Annotated in this window: 19 protein-coding genes; 5 read left to right on the top strand and 14 right to left on the bottom strand. The window is 64.3% G+C overall.

The genetic code is table 11. The features are described from left to right. Positions 1-51: 51 nt before the first annotated feature. The 4 genes from parC (at position 52) to ASILVAE211_RS03750 (ending at position 5,334) form a co-directional block, all read left to right on the top strand. A complete protein-coding gene (gene parC / locus ASILVAE211_RS03765; protein WP_227319932.1) occupies positions 52-2,274 on the top strand; it encodes a DNA topoisomerase IV subunit A in 2,223 nt (740 codons plus the stop codon). Positions 2,275-2,374: 100 nt separating this feature from the next. Then, positions 2,375-3,859: a cobyric acid synthase gene (locus ASILVAE211_RS03760; RefSeq protein ID WP_227319931.1), complete on the top strand. Its 1,485-nt coding sequence runs from the start codon at positions 2,375-2,377 to the stop codon at positions 3,857-3,859. A gap of 54 nt (positions 3,860-3,913) precedes the next feature. Then, positions 3,914-4,594, top strand: a complete 681-nt coding sequence (locus ASILVAE211_RS03755; protein ID WP_227319930.1) for a sigma-70 family RNA polymerase sigma factor — start codon at positions 3,914-3,916, stop codon at positions 4,592-4,594. Then, positions 4,591-5,334: an anti-sigma factor gene (locus ASILVAE211_RS03750; RefSeq protein WP_227319929.1), complete on the top strand. Its 744-nt coding sequence runs from the start codon at positions 4,591-4,593 to the stop codon at positions 5,332-5,334. Before ASILVAE211_RS03755 ends, ASILVAE211_RS03750 begins: the two co-directional genes overlap by 4 nt. Positions 5,335-5,677: 343 nt before the next feature. On the opposite strand, the gene ASILVAE211_RS03745 is transcribed toward ASILVAE211_RS03750, so the two are convergent. From ASILVAE211_RS03745 to gshB, 4 genes are all read right to left on the bottom strand, one after another. Next, positions 5,678-7,051 (bottom strand): sugar porter family MFS transporter, encoded by a 1,374-nt coding sequence (locus ASILVAE211_RS03745; protein ID WP_227320128.1) that lies wholly within the window; start codon positions 7,049-7,051, stop codon positions 5,678-5,680. 295 nt (positions 7,052-7,346) lie between these two features. Next, entirely contained in the window at positions 7,347-8,504 is a 1,158-nt protein-coding gene (locus ASILVAE211_RS03740; RefSeq protein ID WP_227319928.1) for a mechanosensitive ion channel family protein, read from the bottom strand. Between the two features lie 78 nt (positions 8,505-8,582). Continuing rightward, entirely contained in the window at positions 8,583-9,425 is an 843-nt protein-coding gene (locus tag ASILVAE211_RS03735; RefSeq protein ID WP_227319927.1) for a lysophospholipid acyltransferase family protein, read from the bottom strand. Between the two features lie 13 nt (positions 9,426-9,438). Then, positions 9,439-10,383, bottom strand: a complete 945-nt coding sequence (gshB, locus tag ASILVAE211_RS03730; protein ID WP_227319926.1) for a glutathione synthase — start codon at positions 10,381-10,383, stop codon at positions 9,439-9,441. 194 nt (positions 10,384-10,577) lie between these two features. Between gshB and ASILVAE211_RS03725 the strand changes: the two genes are divergently transcribed. Further along, positions 10,578-10,757 carry a hypothetical protein gene (locus ASILVAE211_RS03725; protein ID WP_227319925.1) on the top strand — a complete coding sequence of 60 codons (180 nt, stop codon included), beginning with the start codon at positions 10,578-10,580 and terminating at the stop codon, positions 10,755-10,757. Positions 10,758-10,761: 4 nt separating this feature from the next. Here ASILVAE211_RS03725 and ASILVAE211_RS03720 read toward each other — a convergent pair whose 3' ends face one another. The 10 genes from ASILVAE211_RS03720 to ASILVAE211_RS03675 all read right to left on the bottom strand — a co-directional run bounded on the left by ASILVAE211_RS03720 (position 10,762) and on the right by ASILVAE211_RS03675 (position 18,849). Beyond that, positions 10,762-11,544 carry an SDR family NAD(P)-dependent oxidoreductase gene (locus tag ASILVAE211_RS03720; protein ID WP_227319924.1) on the bottom strand — a complete coding sequence of 261 codons (783 nt, stop codon included), beginning with the start codon at positions 11,542-11,544 and terminating at the stop codon, positions 10,762-10,764. Positions 11,545-11,570: 26 nt separating this feature from the next. Next, positions 11,571-12,638, bottom strand: coding sequence for a linear amide C-N hydrolase (locus ASILVAE211_RS03715; protein ID WP_227319923.1), 1,068 nt, complete (start codon positions 12,636-12,638; stop codon positions 11,571-11,573). A 32-nt stretch (positions 12,639-12,670) separates the two neighbouring features. After that, positions 12,671-15,133, bottom strand: a complete 2,463-nt coding sequence (gene pheT / locus ASILVAE211_RS03710) for a phenylalanine--tRNA ligase subunit beta (protein WP_227319922.1) — start codon at positions 15,131-15,133, stop codon at positions 12,671-12,673. 181 nt (positions 15,134-15,314) lie between these two features. Continuing rightward, the gene (pheS, locus tag ASILVAE211_RS03705) at positions 15,315-16,382 is read right to left on the bottom strand and encodes a phenylalanine--tRNA ligase subunit alpha (RefSeq protein WP_227319921.1); all 1,068 of its coding nucleotides are present in this window, start codon (positions 16,380-16,382) and stop codon (positions 15,315-15,317) included. Positions 16,383-16,478: 96 nt separating this feature from the next. Further along, positions 16,479-16,856, bottom strand: a complete 378-nt coding sequence (gene rplT / locus ASILVAE211_RS03700) for a 50S ribosomal protein L20 (protein WP_227319920.1) — start codon at positions 16,854-16,856, stop codon at positions 16,479-16,481. Positions 16,857-16,873: 17 nt separating this feature from the next. Next, positions 16,874-17,077, bottom strand: coding sequence for a 50S ribosomal protein L35 (rpmI, locus tag ASILVAE211_RS03695; RefSeq protein WP_114729229.1), 204 nt, complete (start codon positions 17,075-17,077; stop codon positions 16,874-16,876). Between the two features lie 183 nt (positions 17,078-17,260). Further along, positions 17,261-17,569: a type II toxin-antitoxin system RelE/ParE family toxin gene (locus tag ASILVAE211_RS03690; protein ID WP_227319919.1), complete on the bottom strand. Its 309-nt coding sequence runs from the start codon at positions 17,567-17,569 to the stop codon at positions 17,261-17,263. Further along, positions 17,569-17,850, bottom strand: coding sequence for a ribbon-helix-helix domain-containing protein (locus tag ASILVAE211_RS03685; protein ID WP_227319918.1), 282 nt, complete (start codon positions 17,848-17,850; stop codon positions 17,569-17,571). Before ASILVAE211_RS03685 ends, ASILVAE211_RS03690 begins: the two co-directional genes overlap by 1 nt. Positions 17,851-17,902: 52 nt before the next feature. Next, complete coding sequence (locus tag ASILVAE211_RS03680; RefSeq protein WP_227319917.1) at positions 17,903-18,196, bottom strand: helix-turn-helix domain-containing protein; 294 nt, start codon at positions 18,194-18,196, stop codon at positions 17,903-17,905. 260 nt (positions 18,197-18,456) lie between these two features. Further along, positions 18,457-18,849: a rhodanese-like domain-containing protein gene (locus ASILVAE211_RS03675; RefSeq protein WP_227319916.1), complete on the bottom strand. Its 393-nt coding sequence runs from the start codon at positions 18,847-18,849 to the stop codon at positions 18,457-18,459. Positions 18,850-18,881: the final 32 nt, after the last annotated feature.

Genomic DNA, 18,881 nt, shown 5'->3' with positions numbered 1-18,881 from the left:
TGTATCGTTCGCGCCCGTGGGCAATTCTGGCCCCGCCGCCCGGAGACTTCCATGCCTGACGACTTCGCTGGCCATATCGAGAATACGCCGCTCGCCGACGCGCTGAGCGACCGCTACCTCGCCTATGCGCTGTCGACCATCATGTCCCGCAGCCTGCCGGATGTGCGTGACGGCCTGAAACCCGTCCATCGCCGGCTGATCTATGCCATGCACCAGCTCAAGCTGGACCCGACCTCGGGCTTCAAGAAATGCGCCCGCGTCGTCGGCGATGTCATGGGTAAATTCCACCCGCATGGCGATGCTTCGATCTATGAAGCCATGGTGCGCCTGGCGCAGGATTTCTCGGTCCGCTATCCGCTGATCGAAGGCCAGGGCAATTTCGGCAATATCGACGGCGATAACGCCGCCGCCATGCGATACACCGAAGCACGGCTGACGGAAGTGGCCCAGGCGCTGCTGGAAGGCATCGACCAGGATGCGGTCGATTTCCGCGCCACCTATGACGGTGAGGAGCAGGAACCCCTCGTCCTGCCCGGCAATTTCCCTAACCTGCTGGCCAATGGCGCGGCCGGCATCGCGGTCGGCATGGCGACCTCCATCCCGCCGCATAACGCGGCCGAGGTCTGCGCCGCCGCCATTCTTCTGGTACAGAGACCCGATGCCTCGACCGCCGACCTGCTAACCTTCATGCCGGGGCCGGATTTCCCCACGGGCGGCGAAATCGTCGAGGAAAAGGCGGCGCTGCTTCAGGCTTACGAGACCGGTCGCGGCGGCTTCCGCATTCGCGCCCGCTGGGCCGTGGAACAGGGCAAGCACGGCACCTGGACCATCGTCATCACCGAAATTCCCTATCAGGTGCAAAAGTCCCGGCTGATCGAGCAGATCGCGCAGCTGATGGAAGACAAGAAGCTGCCGCTGCTGGCCGATATCCGGGATGAAAGTGCCGAGACCGTGCGCATCGTGCTGGAGCCGAAAGTCCGCACGGTGGAACCCGCCATGCTGATGGAAAGCCTGTTCCGCACCTCGGCGCTGGAAAGCCGCTTTCCGCTGAACATGAACGTGCTGGACGGGACCCGCACGCCGCGCGTCATGTCGCTGCGCGACGTGTTGCGCGCCTGGCTGGACCACCGCCATGAAGTGCTGGTGCGCCGGTCGCAGCATCGCCTGGCGGCGATCGAGCGGCGCCTGGAAATCCTGGACGGCTATCTGGCGGTCTATCTCAATCTCGATGAGGTCATCCGCATTATCCGCGAGGAGGATGAGCCCAAGCCGAGTCTGATGAAGACCTTTGAGCTCACCGATCTTCAGGCGGAATCCATCCTCAATATGCGGCTGCGGTCACTGCGCCGGCTGGAGGAGATGGAAATCCGCAAGGAGCACAAGAACCTCACCAAAGAGGGCAAGGACCTGCGCACGCTGCTGGGCGACGAAAAGCTGCGCTGGAACCGCATCGTCTCCGAACTCGAAAAAATCCGCTCGACCTATGCGGGCGGTCCGCTCGGCGCGCGCCGTAGCCTGATCGGCACGGCGCCTGCCACCATCACCATCGATGACGCGGCCCTGGTGGAGCGCGAACAGATCACCGTCATCCTGTCGCAAAAGGGCTGGATCAGGGCCATGAAGGGCGCGGTCGCGCCGGATGCCGAGCTGCGCTTCAAGGAAGGCGACGAACTGCGGCTGATGCTGCCCTGCGATACGACCGACAAGCTATGCCTGCTGGCCACCAACGGCCGTGCCTATACGCTGCGTGCGAATGAAATTCCGCGCGGGCGGGGCGACGGCCAGCCCATCCGCCTGCTCGCCGAATTCGGCAATGAGGATGAGGTCGTGACCCTCTTCGCCCATAGCGCGGGGGCGAAATACCTGCTGGTCTCGACGCCAGGCCGGGGCTTCATCGTGGGCTCCGACGATCTTCTGTCGGAACGCAAGGCCGGCAAGCAGGTGCTGACCGTGAAGCCGGGCGAGGAACTGATGCTGGCCACACCGGTGAATGGCGGCGATCATCTCGCTATCGTCGGCGAAAACCGCAAGATGCTCGTCTTCCCGCTGGACCAGGTGCCGGAAATGACCAAGGGCCTGGGCGTGCAGCTACAGAAATACAAGGACGGCGGCGTTGCCGATGTCCGTATCTTCAAGCTGGCGGAGGGCCTGTCCTGGAAGTCGGGCGAGCGGACGCGGACGGAAACCAATCTGAAAGATTGGCTGGGCGGTCGCGCGCAGACCGGCCGCCAGCCGCCGGTCGGCTTCCCCAAAAACGGCCGCTTCGGCGCGTGAGCCTGAAGAGCCGTCATCCCCGCGCAAGCGGGGATCTTCTGGCTAAGCAACCACGGCTGGCAGGAGATGCCCGCTTTCGCGGGCATGACGTGGTGGGGCGATGACCGCCGCCCTGATGATCCAGGGCACGGGGTCGAGCGTGGGCAAGTCGATGCTCGTCGCCGGCTTCTGCCGCCTGCTGACGCGTCAGGGTCTGCGCGTGCGGCCCTTCAAACCACAGAACATGTCGAATAACGCCGCTGTCACGGCCGATGGCGGCGAAATCGGCCGTGCCCAGGCATTGCAGGCGCTGGCCTGCCGGGTGCCGCCATCGGTGCATATGAACCCGATCCTGCTCAAGCCGCAGAGCGAGGTCGGCTCGCAGATCATCGTGCAGGGCCGCGTCTGGGGCCAGGCCCGGGCGCGGGACTATCAGGCGCTGAAGCCGCAGCTTCTGCCATTCGTTTTGGACAGCTTCGCCAAACTGCGTGGCGAGGCCGATATCGTTCTGGTCGAAGGCGCCGGCAGCGCGTCCGAGGTCAATCTCCGCGCGCATGACATCGCCAATATGGGCTTCGCACGCGCGGCCAATGTGCCGGTCATCCTGGCAGGCGATATCGACCGTGGCGGCGTCATCGGCAGTCTTGTCGGCACGCACAGCGTTTTGGACAGCGAGGATCGCGCGCTCGTCCGGGGTTTCATCGTCAACCGTATGCGCGGCGACCCCAGCCTGTTCGATGACGGCATGCGCTTCATCGCGGAACGCACCGGTTGGCCCGCACTGGGCCTCGTGCCTTTTTTCAAGTCGGCGCATCGCCTGCCGGCGGAGGACGCCGCCGATCTTGGCAGCCGCGCCGCCCTCACGCCGCGTGGCGGCAAGCTGCGCATCGCCGTGCCGGTTCTGCCCGGCATCGCCAATTTCGACGATCTGGACCCGCTGGCCGCCGAACCCGAGGTCGATCTGCTGATGCTGCGCGACGGTGCGCCGCTGCCGGCCGATACCACGCTCGTCATCCTGCCCGGCTCCAAGACCACCATCAGCGATCTGGCCGCACTCCGCGCCTGCGGCTGGGACAGCGATATCATCGCCCATTACCGGCGCGGCGGCCATGTAATGGGTCTCTGCGGCGGCTATCAGATGCTGGGCCGGACCATCGCGGACCCGGACGGTATCGAAGGCCCGCCCGCGACCGTGCAGGGTCTCGGCCTGCTCGACGTCGAAACCGTGCTGGCAGGGCCGAAACAGCTGCGCGCCGTCAGCGGCGTCACGGCACGGGACAACATGCCGCTATCGGGCTACGAGATGCATATGGGGGTGACAACCGGCCCGGCTTTGGCGCGGCCTGTGGTGACCTTCGCCGATGGCCGCCGGGACGGTGCCACCTCAGATGACGAACGTTTGATCGGTACCTATGTGCATGGATTCTTTGCCGATGACCGTCAGCGCTCGGCATGGCTGACCCGTTTTGGCGCGGCACCGTCGGACCTCGACCATAGGTCGTCGGTTGAGGCGGTTTTGGATGCACTTGCAGACCATCTCGCTCTGCATTGCGACATTCCGAAGTTACAGGGCCTCGCTACATCCGGTGTCCGCCAGCCTTCGTAACATGATGGAAGGCTCAATCTAGCCTGCCCGGATTAGCGAAGGATTTCCCGGCCAATGGCCATACTTGCCCTCGACGCGCGCAGCCGGCTTGCGTCCCTCACCCGGACTGGCAATAGTCGCCCCCGGCAATACGCGCATTACGTGCGGCCTGTGCGGGAGTGGCACTTTCCGTTGTCCCAGACTAGCGACATAGCCGATCGCGGCGATGATGCCCTGACGGCACTTCTGCTCCGCTGCGCCACCGGCGACCGGACGGCCTTCCGCGCGCTTTATGACGCGCAATCTTCGCGCCTGCATGGCTTGGCCATGCGCATCACGCGCGACCCTGCGCTAGCGGCGGACGCCACCCATGACGCTTTCGTCCAGGTCTGGAACCAGGCCGTACGCTTCGACCCCGCGCGCGGCGCGGCCGGCGCTTGGCTGACAAGCATCGTCCGCTACCGCGCGCTCGACATCACCCGCCGCCGCGTGCGCGAAACGCCGGGCTACGAGCCACCGGAGCTGGAGGATGAAACCCCCAATGCCCTGGCGCAGCTTGTCACCAGCGACGAGGGTGCGGCCTTGCGCCGCTGCCTGGAAGAGCTGGAACCCGACCGGCGGTCCCTTCTCGTGCAGGCTTTCACGGATGGCCTGACGCATAACGATATTTCGGAAAAGACCGGCACACCGCTCGGCACGATCAAGTCCTGGATCAGGCGATCGCTGGCGAGCCTAAAGCGGTGCCTTGAGGCATGAGCGCGTTTCAGGACGACGACCGTAACCTGCTCGCCGCCGAATATGTGCTGGGCGTGCTGGATGGCGCCGAACGCGAGGCGGTTCAGCGCCGCGCCGACGAAGACAGCGTGCTGAGCGATGCCATCACGGAATGGGAAAATCGGCTGAGCCCGCTATCCGTGCTGGTGCCGGTGGCAGCCCCGCCGACCAATCTGTGGCCGCGCATCGCCGCCAGCTGCGGCATCTCGGCCATGGCCGCCGCCCCGGCGGAGGCACCGCGCGCGACCGTGCAAAGCCGCGCCAGCCTGCTGCGCCGGCTCAATTTCTGGCGGTCGACGACGGCGCTCGGCTTCGGCCTCGCCGCCGCTCTGGTCATTGTCGTCGTCATCCGCAATCCGGCGGTGCAGACACCTGCACCGGGCGTTCCGCTGGCCGCCGCCGTGCTGGCGCCGCCCAATGGTGGCGCGCCGACCTGGCTGGCCTCGATCGGGCCGGACAATGCGGTGCAGTTCAAGCCGTTGCAGCATATCGCTGTCGCATCCGGCAAGGATCTGGAACTTTGGGGCCTGCCGGACGGCGAGAAAGTGCCGAGGCCGCTTGGCCTGATTACGGCCGACGGCCGCAGCATCACCCTGCCCGCCACCGTCCGCGCGCCGATGGAGATCATGGTCAGCCTGGAGCAGAAGGGCGGATCGCCGACCAACCTGCCGCAGGGACCGGTTCTGTGGCTTGGCCATATGGCCGCACCGAGCCAGGGTTAGAAAACGTCGTCATCCCCGTGCTTGTCACGGGGATCTTCTTCGTAGTCGCCCAACTAAGAAGATCCCGGCTCAAGGCCGGGATGACGCATTGAACACATCAGGTTCTAGGGTCTGTCTGAGTTAAATCGAATCATCTCCAAATGCCGTCATGCCGCGGGCGGCGCGCCGCCTGGCGATGACAACGATTGGGGCTGCTTCCATCAAACCCTGACAGACTCTGACAAAATCTAACCATCCAAAGAAAAAGGCTGGCTCAGATTTCTGAGCCAGCCCCTCCAAGGGAAATCAGGATTTTCGTAGGCCGGCTTTAACGCCGCCGGCCGAGGCGCAGTCTTGAACCCGCTTACGCGCCGATATTGCGCAGCGGCTTGCCGGCCATCAGGTTGGATTCGATGCGCTCCAGCGTCACGCCCTTGGTCTCCGGCACGAAGAAGATCGTGAAGAAGATGAAGAGCAGGTTCAGCGCGGCATAGATCCCGAAGGTGATGCCCGAGCCGAAACCGTTGAGCATGGACAGGAAGGTGATGCCGACGATGAAGTTGGCGACCCAGTTGGTCAGCGTCGAGGCGGCGATGCCGAAATCGCGGCCCTTGGTCGGCTGAACTTCCGAGCACAGCACCCAGATCAGCGGACCCGCCGACATGGCGAAGCCGGTGATGAAGATCAGCAGCATGACGACGGCGAAGATCTGCGCCGGCAGCGTGGTCGTGCCTATATGCAGCATATAGCCCAGCACGCCCATGCCGATGAACATGACGACGAAGCCGGTCAGAAGCACCGGGCGACGGCCCCAGCGATCGACGAAACCGATGGCGATGAAGGTGGCCAGCACATTGACCAGACCGACAATCGCCGTGCCCCACAGCGCCATGTGGCCCTGGAAGCCGGCCGCCTGGAAGATGCGCGGCGCGTAATACATGACGACGTTCATGCCGGTGAACTGCTGAACCACCTGTAGCACGACGCCCAGGAAGACCGAGCGGCGGAAGTTGGAGTTCTCTCGGAACAGGGACCAGCCGGCCTGCGGGCGGCGGAGCTGCTCTTCGATTTCGTTATATTCGGCGTCGACGCGCTGCTTGTTGCCACGCAGCTGCGTCAGCACTTCGCGCGCCTCGCGGGTCTTGCCGCGCATCAGCAGCCAGCGCGGGCTGTTCGGCAGACGGATGACGCCGATCAGGAAGAGCGCGCCGGGAACCGCGACAATGCCCAGCATCCAGCGCCAGGCGCCGGAATAGCTGAACAGCGTATCCGAGATGAAGGCGGCCAGAATGCCGATGGTGATCATCAGCTGATAGGTCGAGATCATGGAGCCGCGCTTTTCCGGCGGGGCGATCTCGGAGATGTACAGCGGCGCCGTAAAGGTCGCGATGCCGATGGCGAGGCCGAGCACGACGCGGGCGATGATCAGGCTTTCGACCGACCAGGCGGCGGCGCAGAACAGCGAGCCGATAACGAAAAGGATCGCGCCCAGGATGAGCGAAATCTTGCGGCCGAGGCGGAAGGACAGCACGCCAGCGGCGAGCGCGCCGACGGCGGCGCCGAACATCATGCTGCTGACGATCCATTCCTTGGCATCATCACCGGCGCCGAAAGCCTTGCCGATGAAATCAAGCGCGCCGGAAATAACGCCGATATCGAGACCGAACATCAGCCCGGCCAAAGCGGCCATGCCGGCGGTGAAAAAACTATGATCCCCGGTGGCGATTTTCGTCGCCATCCCGGGGGATGCGGTTGCACTCATGATACGAATTCCCATCCCTTAAAGACGTGATTCTAGGCTCTAGTCCTCGAAAAGAAGGCTCCCAACCGACGCATGGACAATATACCTATGCAGTTAAGTGGGGTTGCGACGACAAATAGCCCCTAAAGCATTGCTGCAATTTAACTTTTGCCGCAGCGCACAAATTTGCTGCGTTGCGGCATAGACTAAATAATGATCTTTGCTGCATTGCAGCATGACTTTAAATCGCTGCTTTTCTTGCACAAATGTTATTGTGCGCAGCATAAATTGGTCAATTATTGGCGTTTGGCGCCGCGTGACTTGCTTCACGATCCAATTGCACCCGCATATGCGGCAGGGCCCCCGGATAATCAGACTGCAAAAAGGCGATCAGCTGTTCCCGCACCACACAGCGCAAGTCCCAGCATTGCGGAGCGTTGCGCGCGCTGACAAGCGCGCGCAATTCAATAACATGTTCCTTCGCGTCACTGACCTGAAGATTGACGACCCGGCCGTCGCACAGCGCGCTGCCAGCCGCGATTTCCGCTAATTTGTCGCGCACCGCCTGAACAGGCACCGAGTAATCCACATAGAGATAGACCGAGCCGATGAGCGCGGCTGATTCCCGCGTCCAGTTCTGAAACGGCTTTTCCAGAAAATAGGCGATCGGCAGAACCATGCGCCGCCAGTCCCACAGGCGCACGACGACATAGGTGCTGGTGATTTCCTCGATCCAGCCCCACTCCCCTTCGACGATCACCGCGTCTTCCAGGCGAATGGGCTGGGTAATGGCAATCTGCACGCCGGCGATGAGATTCGTCAGCAGCGGCCGCGCGGCCAGACCGACCACAAGGCTCGCCGCGCCGGCAGAGGCGAAAAGGCTGATCCCGTATTGCCGCACCTGATCGAAGGTCATCAGCGCGATGCCGACGGTAACGAGACCGATCAGGATGTCGCAGGCGCGTTTCAGGATGCGTATCTGCGTCAGATGCTTGCGCGCGAGCAGATTGTCGTCGGTATCGGTCTTGAAGCGGCCGAGATACAGCGACGCGAAGATTTCCAGCGCCCGGATGGAGGTCCAGCCCACCAGCAGCACGAAGCCGATGAGCAGGAAATGCGCGATGGTCAGCGTCGTCGCGGCGGAAAAGCTGAGGGAGGGCAGCGCCGCGCCGGTCAGGAACAGGACATAGGCGACCTGGCTTGGCCCGGTCGTATGTTCCACGAAGACTTCGAAAAAGGTGCGGACCTTGCGCGGCGCCCGGAAGCGCTTGAACAGTTTCAGCGTCACCCGGTGCAGCAGCAGGCCGAGCAGGCCCGCCAGCACAAGGATGATGGTGCTCCAGACATAGCCCGGTATCCAGGCGGGACCGATTGCGATGCTCTGATCGAAGACCTGCCGCAGAGTTTCCTCATGCGGGGCCAAGCTGGTCGCGCCGGATGTATTCGCCATCAAAGCTCCTCTGTCATGGCCTGAACCTGGCCATTGCCTGACCTCCCGACGGCAGAGATGGCAGGCTATGCGGAGCTGCTAATCCCTGTTGCGGCGGATTTCGGCCGCGCTCACGGCCACTTGATGCCAGGTCTGCTGCGCCAGGCGCTTGCGGGTCAGCCCGGCCTTTGGGTCGATCGGCGGATGCAGCACGATGGTCGCCCGCAGGCCGCGATGCCGCGCGATACGATTGAAATGGCTCGCCAGATCCATGTCGCCGAACCAGGCAAACAGAGACCGGTCCGCCCGCCGCACGGGCAGGAAGTCGAGCCGGTCATAGACGATGCTGAAAGGCTGCAACCGGTGGGGGATGTCGGATTCCGCGACCGCCAGGAAGGCCGAGCGGAAAGGCATGACGCGGGCGCCGTCCGACGTCGTGCCTTCCGGGAACAGCACCAGGCTGTCGCCGACCTGAAGCCGATTGCGAATATCGGCATTCTCCCGCGCCGCGCCCGCCATCTTGCGGCTGACATAGATGGTGCGGCCGAGGCGCGAGACGATGGAGATGACCGGCCATTTGCCGACCTCGCCCTTGGCGATGAAGCAGGCCGGCAGGCAGGCGCCCAGCACCGGAATATCGAGCCAGGAGGAATGATTGCCGATGAAGACGACCGGCAGGTCGCGCACCATCGGCGCACCGGTGACGCGCACCGTCATCCCCAGGCACCAGCAGCAGCCGCGCCAGTAGATCAGCGGCACCCAGACCTTGGGCCGTCCCGGCAGGAAGATCAGCACTGCCTGGGGCAGGCCGCAGATGATCGTCCAAAGCAGCACCGCCAGCACGCGCAGGAAGACGCGCGCGGCACCCGCCAGCCGTGGCAGATCAGGCCAGGCGCCGTCCAGCTCTACCCGGCGGCGCGTCGGCTCCTGCGGTTCGCCCATGACCCCGGCCGCGTCAGAGCCGCGCCTCGATGCGGTCCCAGATCGTCTCTTCGATCTTGATGCCGTCGAAGCGGGCGATTTCCTGTAGGCCGGTGGGCGAGGTCACGTTGATTTCGGTCAGATAGTCGCCAATGACGTCGATGCCGACGAAGATCAGGCCGTTGTCCTTGAGGTAAGGCCCGATCCGCGCGCAGATATCCTGCTCGCGCGCCGTCAGCGCCGATTTTTCGGGCCGGCCGCCGACATGCATATTGGATCGCGCGTCGCCCGCCGCCGGCACGCGATTGACGGCACCCGCCGCCACCCCGTCGACCAGGATGATGCGCTTGTCCCCCTGCCGCACCGCCGGCTCGTAGCGCTGGATCATCAGCGGCTCGGTCGTGCGGACGAAATGGCTGTCGAGGATGGAGCCGAAATTCTCGTCGTCCTCACGCACGCGGAAGACGCCGATACCGCCATTGCCGAACAGCGGCTTGATGATGATATCCTTGAATTCAGCGCGAAATTCCGCGATCGCCTGCCGGTCCCAGGTGATCAGCGTCGGCGGCATCAGATCGGGGAAATGCGTCACCAGCAGCTTTTCCGGCGCATTGCGCACGGCAGCCGGGTCATTCACCACCAGGGTCTTGGGGTGGATATGCTCCAGCATATGGGTGGCGGTGATATAGGCCATGTCGAAGGGCGGATCCTGACGCATCAGGATCACGTCCATGGTCGACAGATCGAGCTCTTCCGTCGGCCCGAAATTGTAGAAATTGCCGGCTTCGCGGCGCACCGCCACGCGATGCGCGCGGGCGGAAATGCGCGTGCCGCGCTGTGCCATGTGCCGCACTTCGTAATGCCATAGCTGATGGCCGCGACGCTCGGCTTCCAGCATCAGCGCGAAGGTGGAATCGGCATTGATATTGACGGTCTGCATCGGGTCCATCTGGACCGCGACCTTCAGCGCTTTCGACATAGGCACTCACCCCAGCATAGGAGCGCGCAGCATAGATTGCGGCTGGCCGCCCGCCTAGGGTGCGCGGCTTCACGGGCAATTCGCTTCCTTTGCCCCGGAAAACGGTCCACACTCACCGCCATAAAAAGACGTCGCTCGCTTTGCTGTCGATACCCGTCCGGCCCTGTGCGGCTGGTTTTGGAAGGACACGAGACATGAGCTGGCTTGGGGGAAACTGGTACGGCGTGGTCGCTTTTTTCGGCGTGCCCGCTGGCCTCGGCATCATCTGCTGGGTCGCCGTCCATCATATGCTCGGCTCGCGCGCCCGGCATGAACGCGCGCGCCAGCATGAGCGGCGCCTGCCGCAGACGCGCACGGCAAGACGCCCGTTCTAACCCATCACCCCTTGCCCCCTGCCGCGCGAAAGGCGATGCGCGCGGCCATCATGCGCGGGATCAGCCGCGCGCCAGCGACCATGATCCTATTGAGACGCCCGGCCACGACGACCGGCTGCCCCTTCAGCATGGCGGCAACGCCCATGCGCGCCACCGTCTCGGCCGACAGCGCCGTGCGCTTGGTCATGGCATCGGGCTCGAAACCCGCGACGGCGCCGAAACCGGTTTCCATGAAACCGGGGCAAAGCACGGTCACGCCCACTTTGGGCGCCAGTTCCACATGCATCGCCTCACCCAGAGACAGCACGAAGGCTTTCGACGCGGCATAGGCGCCGAGTAGTGGAACCGCCTGGAAGGCGGCGATGCTGGCGACGAGCATGATGTGGCCCGTCTCCACGGCGCTCATCCGCGCGCCGTAAACCTCCGTGAGTTCGGCGAGCGACAGAATATTGAGTTGCAGCATCGCCGTCAGCCGCGCGCCATCATGGTCAACGAAGCGTTCATTGAGACCGAAGCCGGCATTGGCGATCAGCATCGTGGGATGCAGTCCCTGCCCGTCCAGCCTGGCCACCAGCGCGGCCACGCTGCCCGGCAGGGAAAGATCAGCGACTTCCACCGCAACCGCGATGCCGTGCTGCGCGCGCAGTGTCGCGGCCAGCGCCTGCATCGGCGCTTCCGACCGGGCCGTCAGGATCAGGTCATAGCCCCGCCCAGCCAGATCTTCGGCCAGGGCGATGCCAAGCCCACTCGATGCGCCGGTGACCAGCGCCAGTTTCTGAGGATTCACGGCAAGCCCTCTCATTTATCGCTGGGTCAGAAAGGCGGCGTGACGGGCCGGTAGCGGCGCACGACGTCACCGCCGATATCGACGCCATCGGGGTCCAGCGTCAAAGCCGGCGCCCCTGCCTTCAAGTCGAGCCCGTCCAGCCGCGTCCAGCTCACGCTCGGCACGGTCGTCAGCTGGAAATAATAGGTTCGCGTCGAGAGATTGATCACCGAACGGTATTCGGTGTTGTAGGTGCCGAAATCCTTATAGGGCGCGCCGATGGGTACCGAGACATTGGCCATGATGGAAAACATGGCCGCCGTCGCGTCCCGCTCCGTCTTCGGTTCCGGCAGGAATTGCGAAAAGAAGGACGCGCGCTGGAAGCGGTCCACCGGATTCACGTTGCCCGGCAAAGGCGTGTTGCGGCTGGGATGGATGAAGGCCGGGTCGCTCTGCATCTGCTTCAGCAGCACAAGCTGCTGCGCATAAGGCGGGTCATTCGTCATAACCCGGTCCTCGGGGCTGTGATGGATGACCGCCTGTCCGCCGATATATTCGATGATCGCGGAATCGCCCGTGGCATCCTCGATCGCCAGATGCACGCTGGCCTTATGCCCCTCCGCTTCGATCATGACGGGCTGCACCGGGGCCAGCAGCGCCAACGCCTCCGCCACCGTCGCTGCGCAATCCAACGCATATTGCAGCCACAACCCAGCCTGAAGTCCCGGGCGGGTCACATCCCGCGCACCGAAATCCGTTTCGGTGAGATAAAGAAGATGTCCGGCGAGGCCTCGGGCGTTCACGCCATCCACCGCGCCAAGGTCATAGGCGGCGGCGATCAGGCTGCCGTAGCGGGCGCGCCAGCGCAGCGGGTTCTGCGGCACCACGACATGCGGGCCGAGCTTGCCGCCATCCCGTGCTAGGCCCGCAGGCAGGGCATAAAGCTTGGGCTCGGTGGATTCCGGCCAATCCATGGTGCGGCCAACGAGCACCTGCCGTCCGGGATTGTTCCACAGCACACGGGTGCAGGCTTCCGCCTGCATCGCGCCTAGAGGCAAGGCCGAGCCCAGCGCGACACTTCCCCCAAGTTGCAGCAATCGGCGGCGGTTGATCATCGCACAATCCTCCCGCCGCGATGCTAGCAGGGTTACCGCAACGTGGCGCCGGTCGCTTTGGTGACAGCGGCAATCACTTTCGCCGACGCTTCCTCGATCTCGGCATCCGTCAGGCTGCGGTCCTTCGGCTGAAAGACGACTTCCACACCGAGGGACTTGCGGCCCGGTTCCATCTTCTCGCCCTCATAGACGTCGAAGAGCGAAACGCCGGCAATAAGCTCGCGCACCGACCCGCGCGCTGCTTTCAGCACCGATTCCGCCGCGACGTCGCTGGCGGCCACGAAGGCAAAATCGCGCCGCACCGGCTGGAAGGCCGAAAGCTCGGGCGCTGCCTTCTTGCGGCGCTTCGGCTCAGGGATGGCGTCGAGGAAAATCTCGAAGGCAACCGCGTGCTGCGGCAGATCGAGCGCGCGGATCAGAGTGGGATGCAGCGCGCCGAAGCGGGCCAGCACCACTTTCGGCCCCTGGCGCACGACGCCCGAACGGCCGGGATGGTAATAGCCGGGCGCATCGGTGGTCACGCTCAGCGCTTCCAGCGGCAGGCCCAGCGCGGTCAATGCCGCCCAGACATCGGCCTTGGCATCAAGCGCCGTGACGCCCCGCGCCGGTTCCAGCCAGTTGCGCGGCGTCTCCCCCAGACGCATGCCGGCAGCGACCACCTGCTGGCCGCCACGCACGCCGTCATGGAAGGCCGGCCCGACTTCGAAGAGGCCATGATCGCCAAAGCCCCGCGCGGCATTGCGCTGAGCCGCGAGTGCGAGGGTGATCAGGGGCGTCGCGCGCAGCTGATCGAGGTCGGAGGCGATCGGGTTGACGAGGCGCAGGCTTTCCGGCGCGTCACCGAAAAGTTCTGCGACCTTGTGATCGGCGAAGCTGAAGGTGACGGCCTCGCTCAGCCCACGACTTGCGAGCAGACGCTTGACGGTCAGCGCGCGGCCCTGACGCGGCGTTAAGGTCGCGCCCGGCACCGCGCTCAGCGGCGGCAGGGACACGGGCTCCACCCGGTCGATGCCCCAGATGCGCAGCACTTCCTCCAGCAGGTCGACCTCGGGCTCAATGACCGCGACACCGGCCGAGACACGCTCCAGCACGTCCGGCGTCAGAACGCGTGCGGGTTCCAGCGCGCCCTTCCCGGCGATGTCGTTGCGCCAGGACGGCACATGAACGGTGATGCTGTCCTCGTCGCTGGAGGCCAGACCGAAGCCGAGGCGGCGCAGAATGCCCTCAGCCTCGTCGCGGGCGATATCGGCGCCGGCGAAGTTTTGCAGGCGGTCGAAACGCAGCTTTGCCGTGCGGCGCCAATCAGGCTCGGCCCCGGCCGAGACGGTCTCGGAAGCTTCGCCGCCGCACAGCGCGATGACCATCTGGGTTGCGGCCTCAAGCGCCGCAGGCATCAGCGCGGCGTCGATCCCGCGCTCGAAGCGCGCGCGGGCGTCGGATGCCACCTGATGGCGACGACCCGACAGGGCAATGGCGACCGGATCGAACCAGGCGCATTCGATGAAGACATCCGTCGTCGTTTCGGTGCAGCCCGTCTCCTCGCCACCGACGATGCCGGCCAGCGAGACGACGCTTTCGGCATCGGCGATCACGCAGTCATCGGGCGTGACGGTGACCTCCTTGCCGTTCAGCGCCAGGAAGCTTTCGCCATGACCGCTGCGGATGGTGAGTGTGTCGCCGCGCAGCTTTGCCACGTCAAAGACATGCAGCGGGCGGCCAAGGTCGATGGTGAAGAAATTGGTGATATCGACCAGGACGCTGATCGGCCGCAGGCCGATGGCGCGCAGCCTATCCTGTAGCCAGGCCGGGCTCGGCCCGTTCTTCACACCGCGCACGGTGCGGCCCAGCACCCAGCGGCAGGCCTCGGTGCCTTCGATCTTCCAGTTGACGGCACTGGAACCCTTGGACGGCACCGCTTCCGGTTCCCAGGTCTTCAGCACGCCGATGCCGGCAGCCGCCAAGTCACGGGCCACGCCGCGCACGGACAGCGCATCGCCCCGGTTCGGCGTGACGGCGATTTCGATCACCGGCTCGTCCAGCCCCTTATAGTCCACGAAACGCGCGCCGACGGGGGCATCTTCCGGCAATTCGATGATGCCGTCATGATCTTCGCCCAGGCCCAGTTCGCGGGCCGAGCACAGCATGCCGTTGGAGGCGACGCCGCGAATTTCGCCGGCCTTCAGCACCATGCCGTTGGCCGGGATTGTGGCGCCCACGGGTGCGAAGACAACCTTCAGCCCGGTGCGCGCATTGGGCGCGCCGCAGACGACGGACACCGGCCCCTCGCCCGCATCCACGGTGCAGGCGCGCAGCCGATCCGCATTCGGGTGCTGCACCGCCTCGATGATGTAGCCGATGCGGAAGGGAGCTAGTGCGGCACCCGGGTTTTCGATGCCTTCAAGCTCCAACCCGATGCCGGTCAGCTTGTCGGTAATGGTTTCCAGCGAGGCATCGGTATCCAGATGCTCGCGCAGCCAGGAGAGAGTGAATTTCATAACTTAGCGCTCCCCGGCCTGATGTTCGGAATATGTGTCATGCGCGGGCGGGGCCGCCCACGGCTTGACCCGCGCATCTACCCGGTGGGGTGCCCAAACGCCGTCCTGGCGCCCGTGCGGGTAGATCCCCGGCATCAAGCCCGGGATGACGATATGATTGGAGAGGGTGCTGATCATGAGCTTACACGCCCTCGTGCAGGGTGGCCGGCTGAAAAGGTGAAGCGCCGTAATGCTTCAGCCAGCGGATATCGCTTTCGTAGAACAGGCGCAGATCGGAAATGCCGTGTTTCAGCATCGTCACGCGCTCGATGCCCATGCCGAAGGCAAAGCCCTGCCATTCGCGCGGGTCGATGCCGCAATTGGCCAGCACCTTCGGATGCACCATGCCGCTGCCCAGGATCTCCAGCCAGTCGCCGCCACCGCCGATTTCACCGGTACGGCGGTTCCAGCCGATATCGACTTCCATCGACGGCTCGGTGAAGGGGAAGTAGCTGGACCGGAAGCGGATCGGCAGATGGGCGATGCCGAAGAAGCTGCGCAGGAAATCGGTCAGGCAGCCTTTGAGATGGGCCAGCGTGATGCCACGATCCAGCACGATGCCCTCGCATTGATGAAACATCGGGCTATGCGTCGCGTCATGGTCGGCGCGATAGGTGCGGCCCGGCACGATGAGGCGCAGCGGCGGCGGCTCGGACAGCATGGAAATGATCTGCACCGAACTGGTATGCGTGCGCATGACCAGCGGGTAGCCCTCATGGTCGCCCGGCAGGTAGAAGGTATCCATGTCGCTGCGCGCGGAATGATGCGCCGGGATGTTCAGCGCACCGAAATTGTACCAGTCGGCCTCGACTTCCGGCCCTTCCGCGACCGTGAAGCCCATACTGCCGAAGATGGCCGTCATCTCTTCCATGGTACGGCTGATGGGATGGATGCTGCCCCGCACCTCAGGCGCCGGCGGCAGGGTCACGTCCATGCGTTCAGCCGCCAGACGCGCTTCCAGGGCCGCCGCGTCGATGACGCTCTGCCGGGCGGAGAGCACGCCTTCCAGACCGTCACGCAAAGCGTTAACGGCCGCACCGCGCGCCTTCCGCTCCTCCGGCGCCACCTGGCCGAGCGACCGCAGCAGGCCGGTGATCCGCCCCTGCTTGCCCATAAAGGCGACACGCACCGCATCGAGCGCGCGGGGGTCTGCGGCCTGGGCAATGGCTGCCTCGGCTTCCGCCTGCAGGGCGAGGAGATCGTCGGACATCTGAAAGGCTCCGGAAAAAAGAAAAGGGCTGCCGTTTGCTGCGGCAGCCCTCTCAATCAAGTCACCTGTTCACGGGCGCCCTCAGGCGCCGCGCAATCAAGCTGCCGCGGCGGGCGCGGCGTCGAGGACGGCCTTAACCTGCGACACGATGGCCGCAAAGCTTTCAGCGTCGTCGAAAGCGATGGCCGAGAGAACCTTGCGGTCCAGCTCGATATTCGCCTGCTTCAGGCCGAAGATGAACTGGCTGTAGGTCATGCCCTGTTCACGGACGGCGGCGTTGATACGCTGGATCCAAAGCGCGCGGAATTCGCGCTTCTTGTTCCGGCGATCGCGGTAAGCGTACTGAAGAGACTTCTCCAGGCGCTCGAGCGCGATGCGGTAGTTGGTGGAGGAACGGCCAACGAAGCCCTTGGACTGGTCCAGAACCTTCTTGTGCCGGGCGTGGGTGGTTACGCCGCGTTTAACACGTGCCATTGATCAGATCCTCTCTCTCACGCCAGCCCGTAGGGGGCCCACTGCTTCACCGTCTTGCCGTCCATTTCGGTCAGCGTCTGGGAGCCGCGGTTGGTACGCTTCATTTTCTGAGAGCGGTTGATCAGGCCATGGCGCTTGTTGCCGGGGCCAGCCAAAACCTTGCCGGTCGCGGTGATCTTGAACCGCTTCTTGACCGACGACTTGGTCTTCATCTTGGGCATTTTGGTCTCCTTCAGATTGCCCTGGCCGAGGGATCCGCGATCTGCGGGCTCGATCAGGCGTCGCGGCCGGGCATGCCCATTCCAGGCCCGGACCACAGACGAACGAGGGGCGGCGTATAGCGAACCCCTGGCCTCCTCGCAAGCGCGGGGATTGTGGCGGCAGGATTGCGCCGTGGGTGGCGGCTAGGTCGCGTCACCAGACAAAATCGCCGCGATGTCTCGACGTCCATGGATAACGCGCATAACCCAAGCGTCTGAGCCCTGGACCATATAGATAATGAGATAGTCGCCGGACACGAGGCTTCGACGCCCTTGACCGAATGCCTGATCTCTAACCCGGCCGATGCCGGGAAAGCGCGCCAGGGCCAGAAAACTGCGGGCTAAGGCGTCCAGCGCATCGTCAGCCACCTGCGGACTGCCGCTTTCGGTTAGGACGTGAATCCAGATATCATCCAAATCCCGATCAGCATCAGCGGATCGGAAACAGGCCATCAGCCCTGTCGCGCGGCCTTCTCGGCAAGCCGCTCACGCCCACGACGCTTCACGGAGTCGACCAACTCGCGCATAGACTCTTCCTTGACAGGCCTTGCATCGCCCGCCGCCATCGATGCCTCTATACGGTCGAGATCGACACGGAAGGCCGCAAGCTCACGCTCGCGACGTTCCCACAGCGTCAGCGCCTCCCGCACCACATCCTCTGGGCGCTGAAAGCGCCCAACAGCCACGGCATCGGCGACAAGGCGCTCTTGATCGAGGGTCAAAATAACGTCCATGCCTTATCCTATCACGAAGTCATCGGTCCTTGAACGGCCATTGCGCCGGAATTTATACCGTCGCCCGCGCCAAGACCTCTTCCACCATATCAGGATGCCGCGCGATCACGCGCAGATAGGCGATCGCAAAATCCGGCGGCATGACACGCGCCTGCTCCCAATCGCGCAGGGTGCCCACGGGCATCTTGAACCGCGCTGCGAATTCCGGCTGAGACAGGCCCAGCTTCGTCCGCGTCACCCGGATCATTCGGGCGCGGTACGCTTGCTCCAAGGCTTCGGCCGTCACGTCGAAATCTTCCGAATCACCCGGATCGGCCGGTATCACGATACGATCTTTGTTCTGCACCGTTGCTTCTCCGCACGGAAATTACGCACAGAGCCATATACGGGATCGCCGTATGCGATTGCATAAGGGTTTTCGATAGCCGGAGCGCTCCTATTGGATCGGAATCGCCCAATTTACCGTCATGCCCGGCCTTGTGCCGGGCATCCAGGCCTTTGGGCGCCCCTACGCATGGATTCCCGGCACAAGGCCGGGAATGACGATATTTTCTTGCAACTCCAGCCTTTGGGCTGAAAGGCTTTCCTATAAGAACCTGATCCATATCAGCTTGCGGCGAACCCAAACCCCTCATCCGCCCAGCCCGTCATGCCGCCCAGCATCAGCTTCACCGGCCGGCCGAGCCGCGCCAGCCGCCGACCGGCCCGGTCGGCGCCATTGCAATGCGGCCCGGCGCAATAGACCACAAACAACGTGCCTTCGGGCCATTCCGCCATCCGCGCCTCTGTCATCTGTCCATGCGGCAGGTTGGCCGCCCCCGGCAGATGCGCCTTGGCGAAAGCGGCCGGCCCCCGCACGTCCAGCAGGACGAAGCCGGGCGCGCCGCCGCTCATGGCCGCGTTCACGTCGGCGCAATCGGTTTCCAGCGACAGCCGCCGGGCGAAATGGGCTTCAGCCTCGGCCGAGGCAGCAAAGGCGATATCGGTCACAGCATTCATGATGAGGGCTCCTTTCTCTCTCCCGCACAGAT

Source organism: Acidisoma silvae (assembly GCF_020618775.1).
Lineage (GTDB): Bacteria > Pseudomonadota > Alphaproteobacteria > Acetobacterales > Acetobacteraceae > Acidisoma > Acidisoma silvae.
This window is presented reverse-complemented; position numbering and strand designations above follow the sequence as displayed.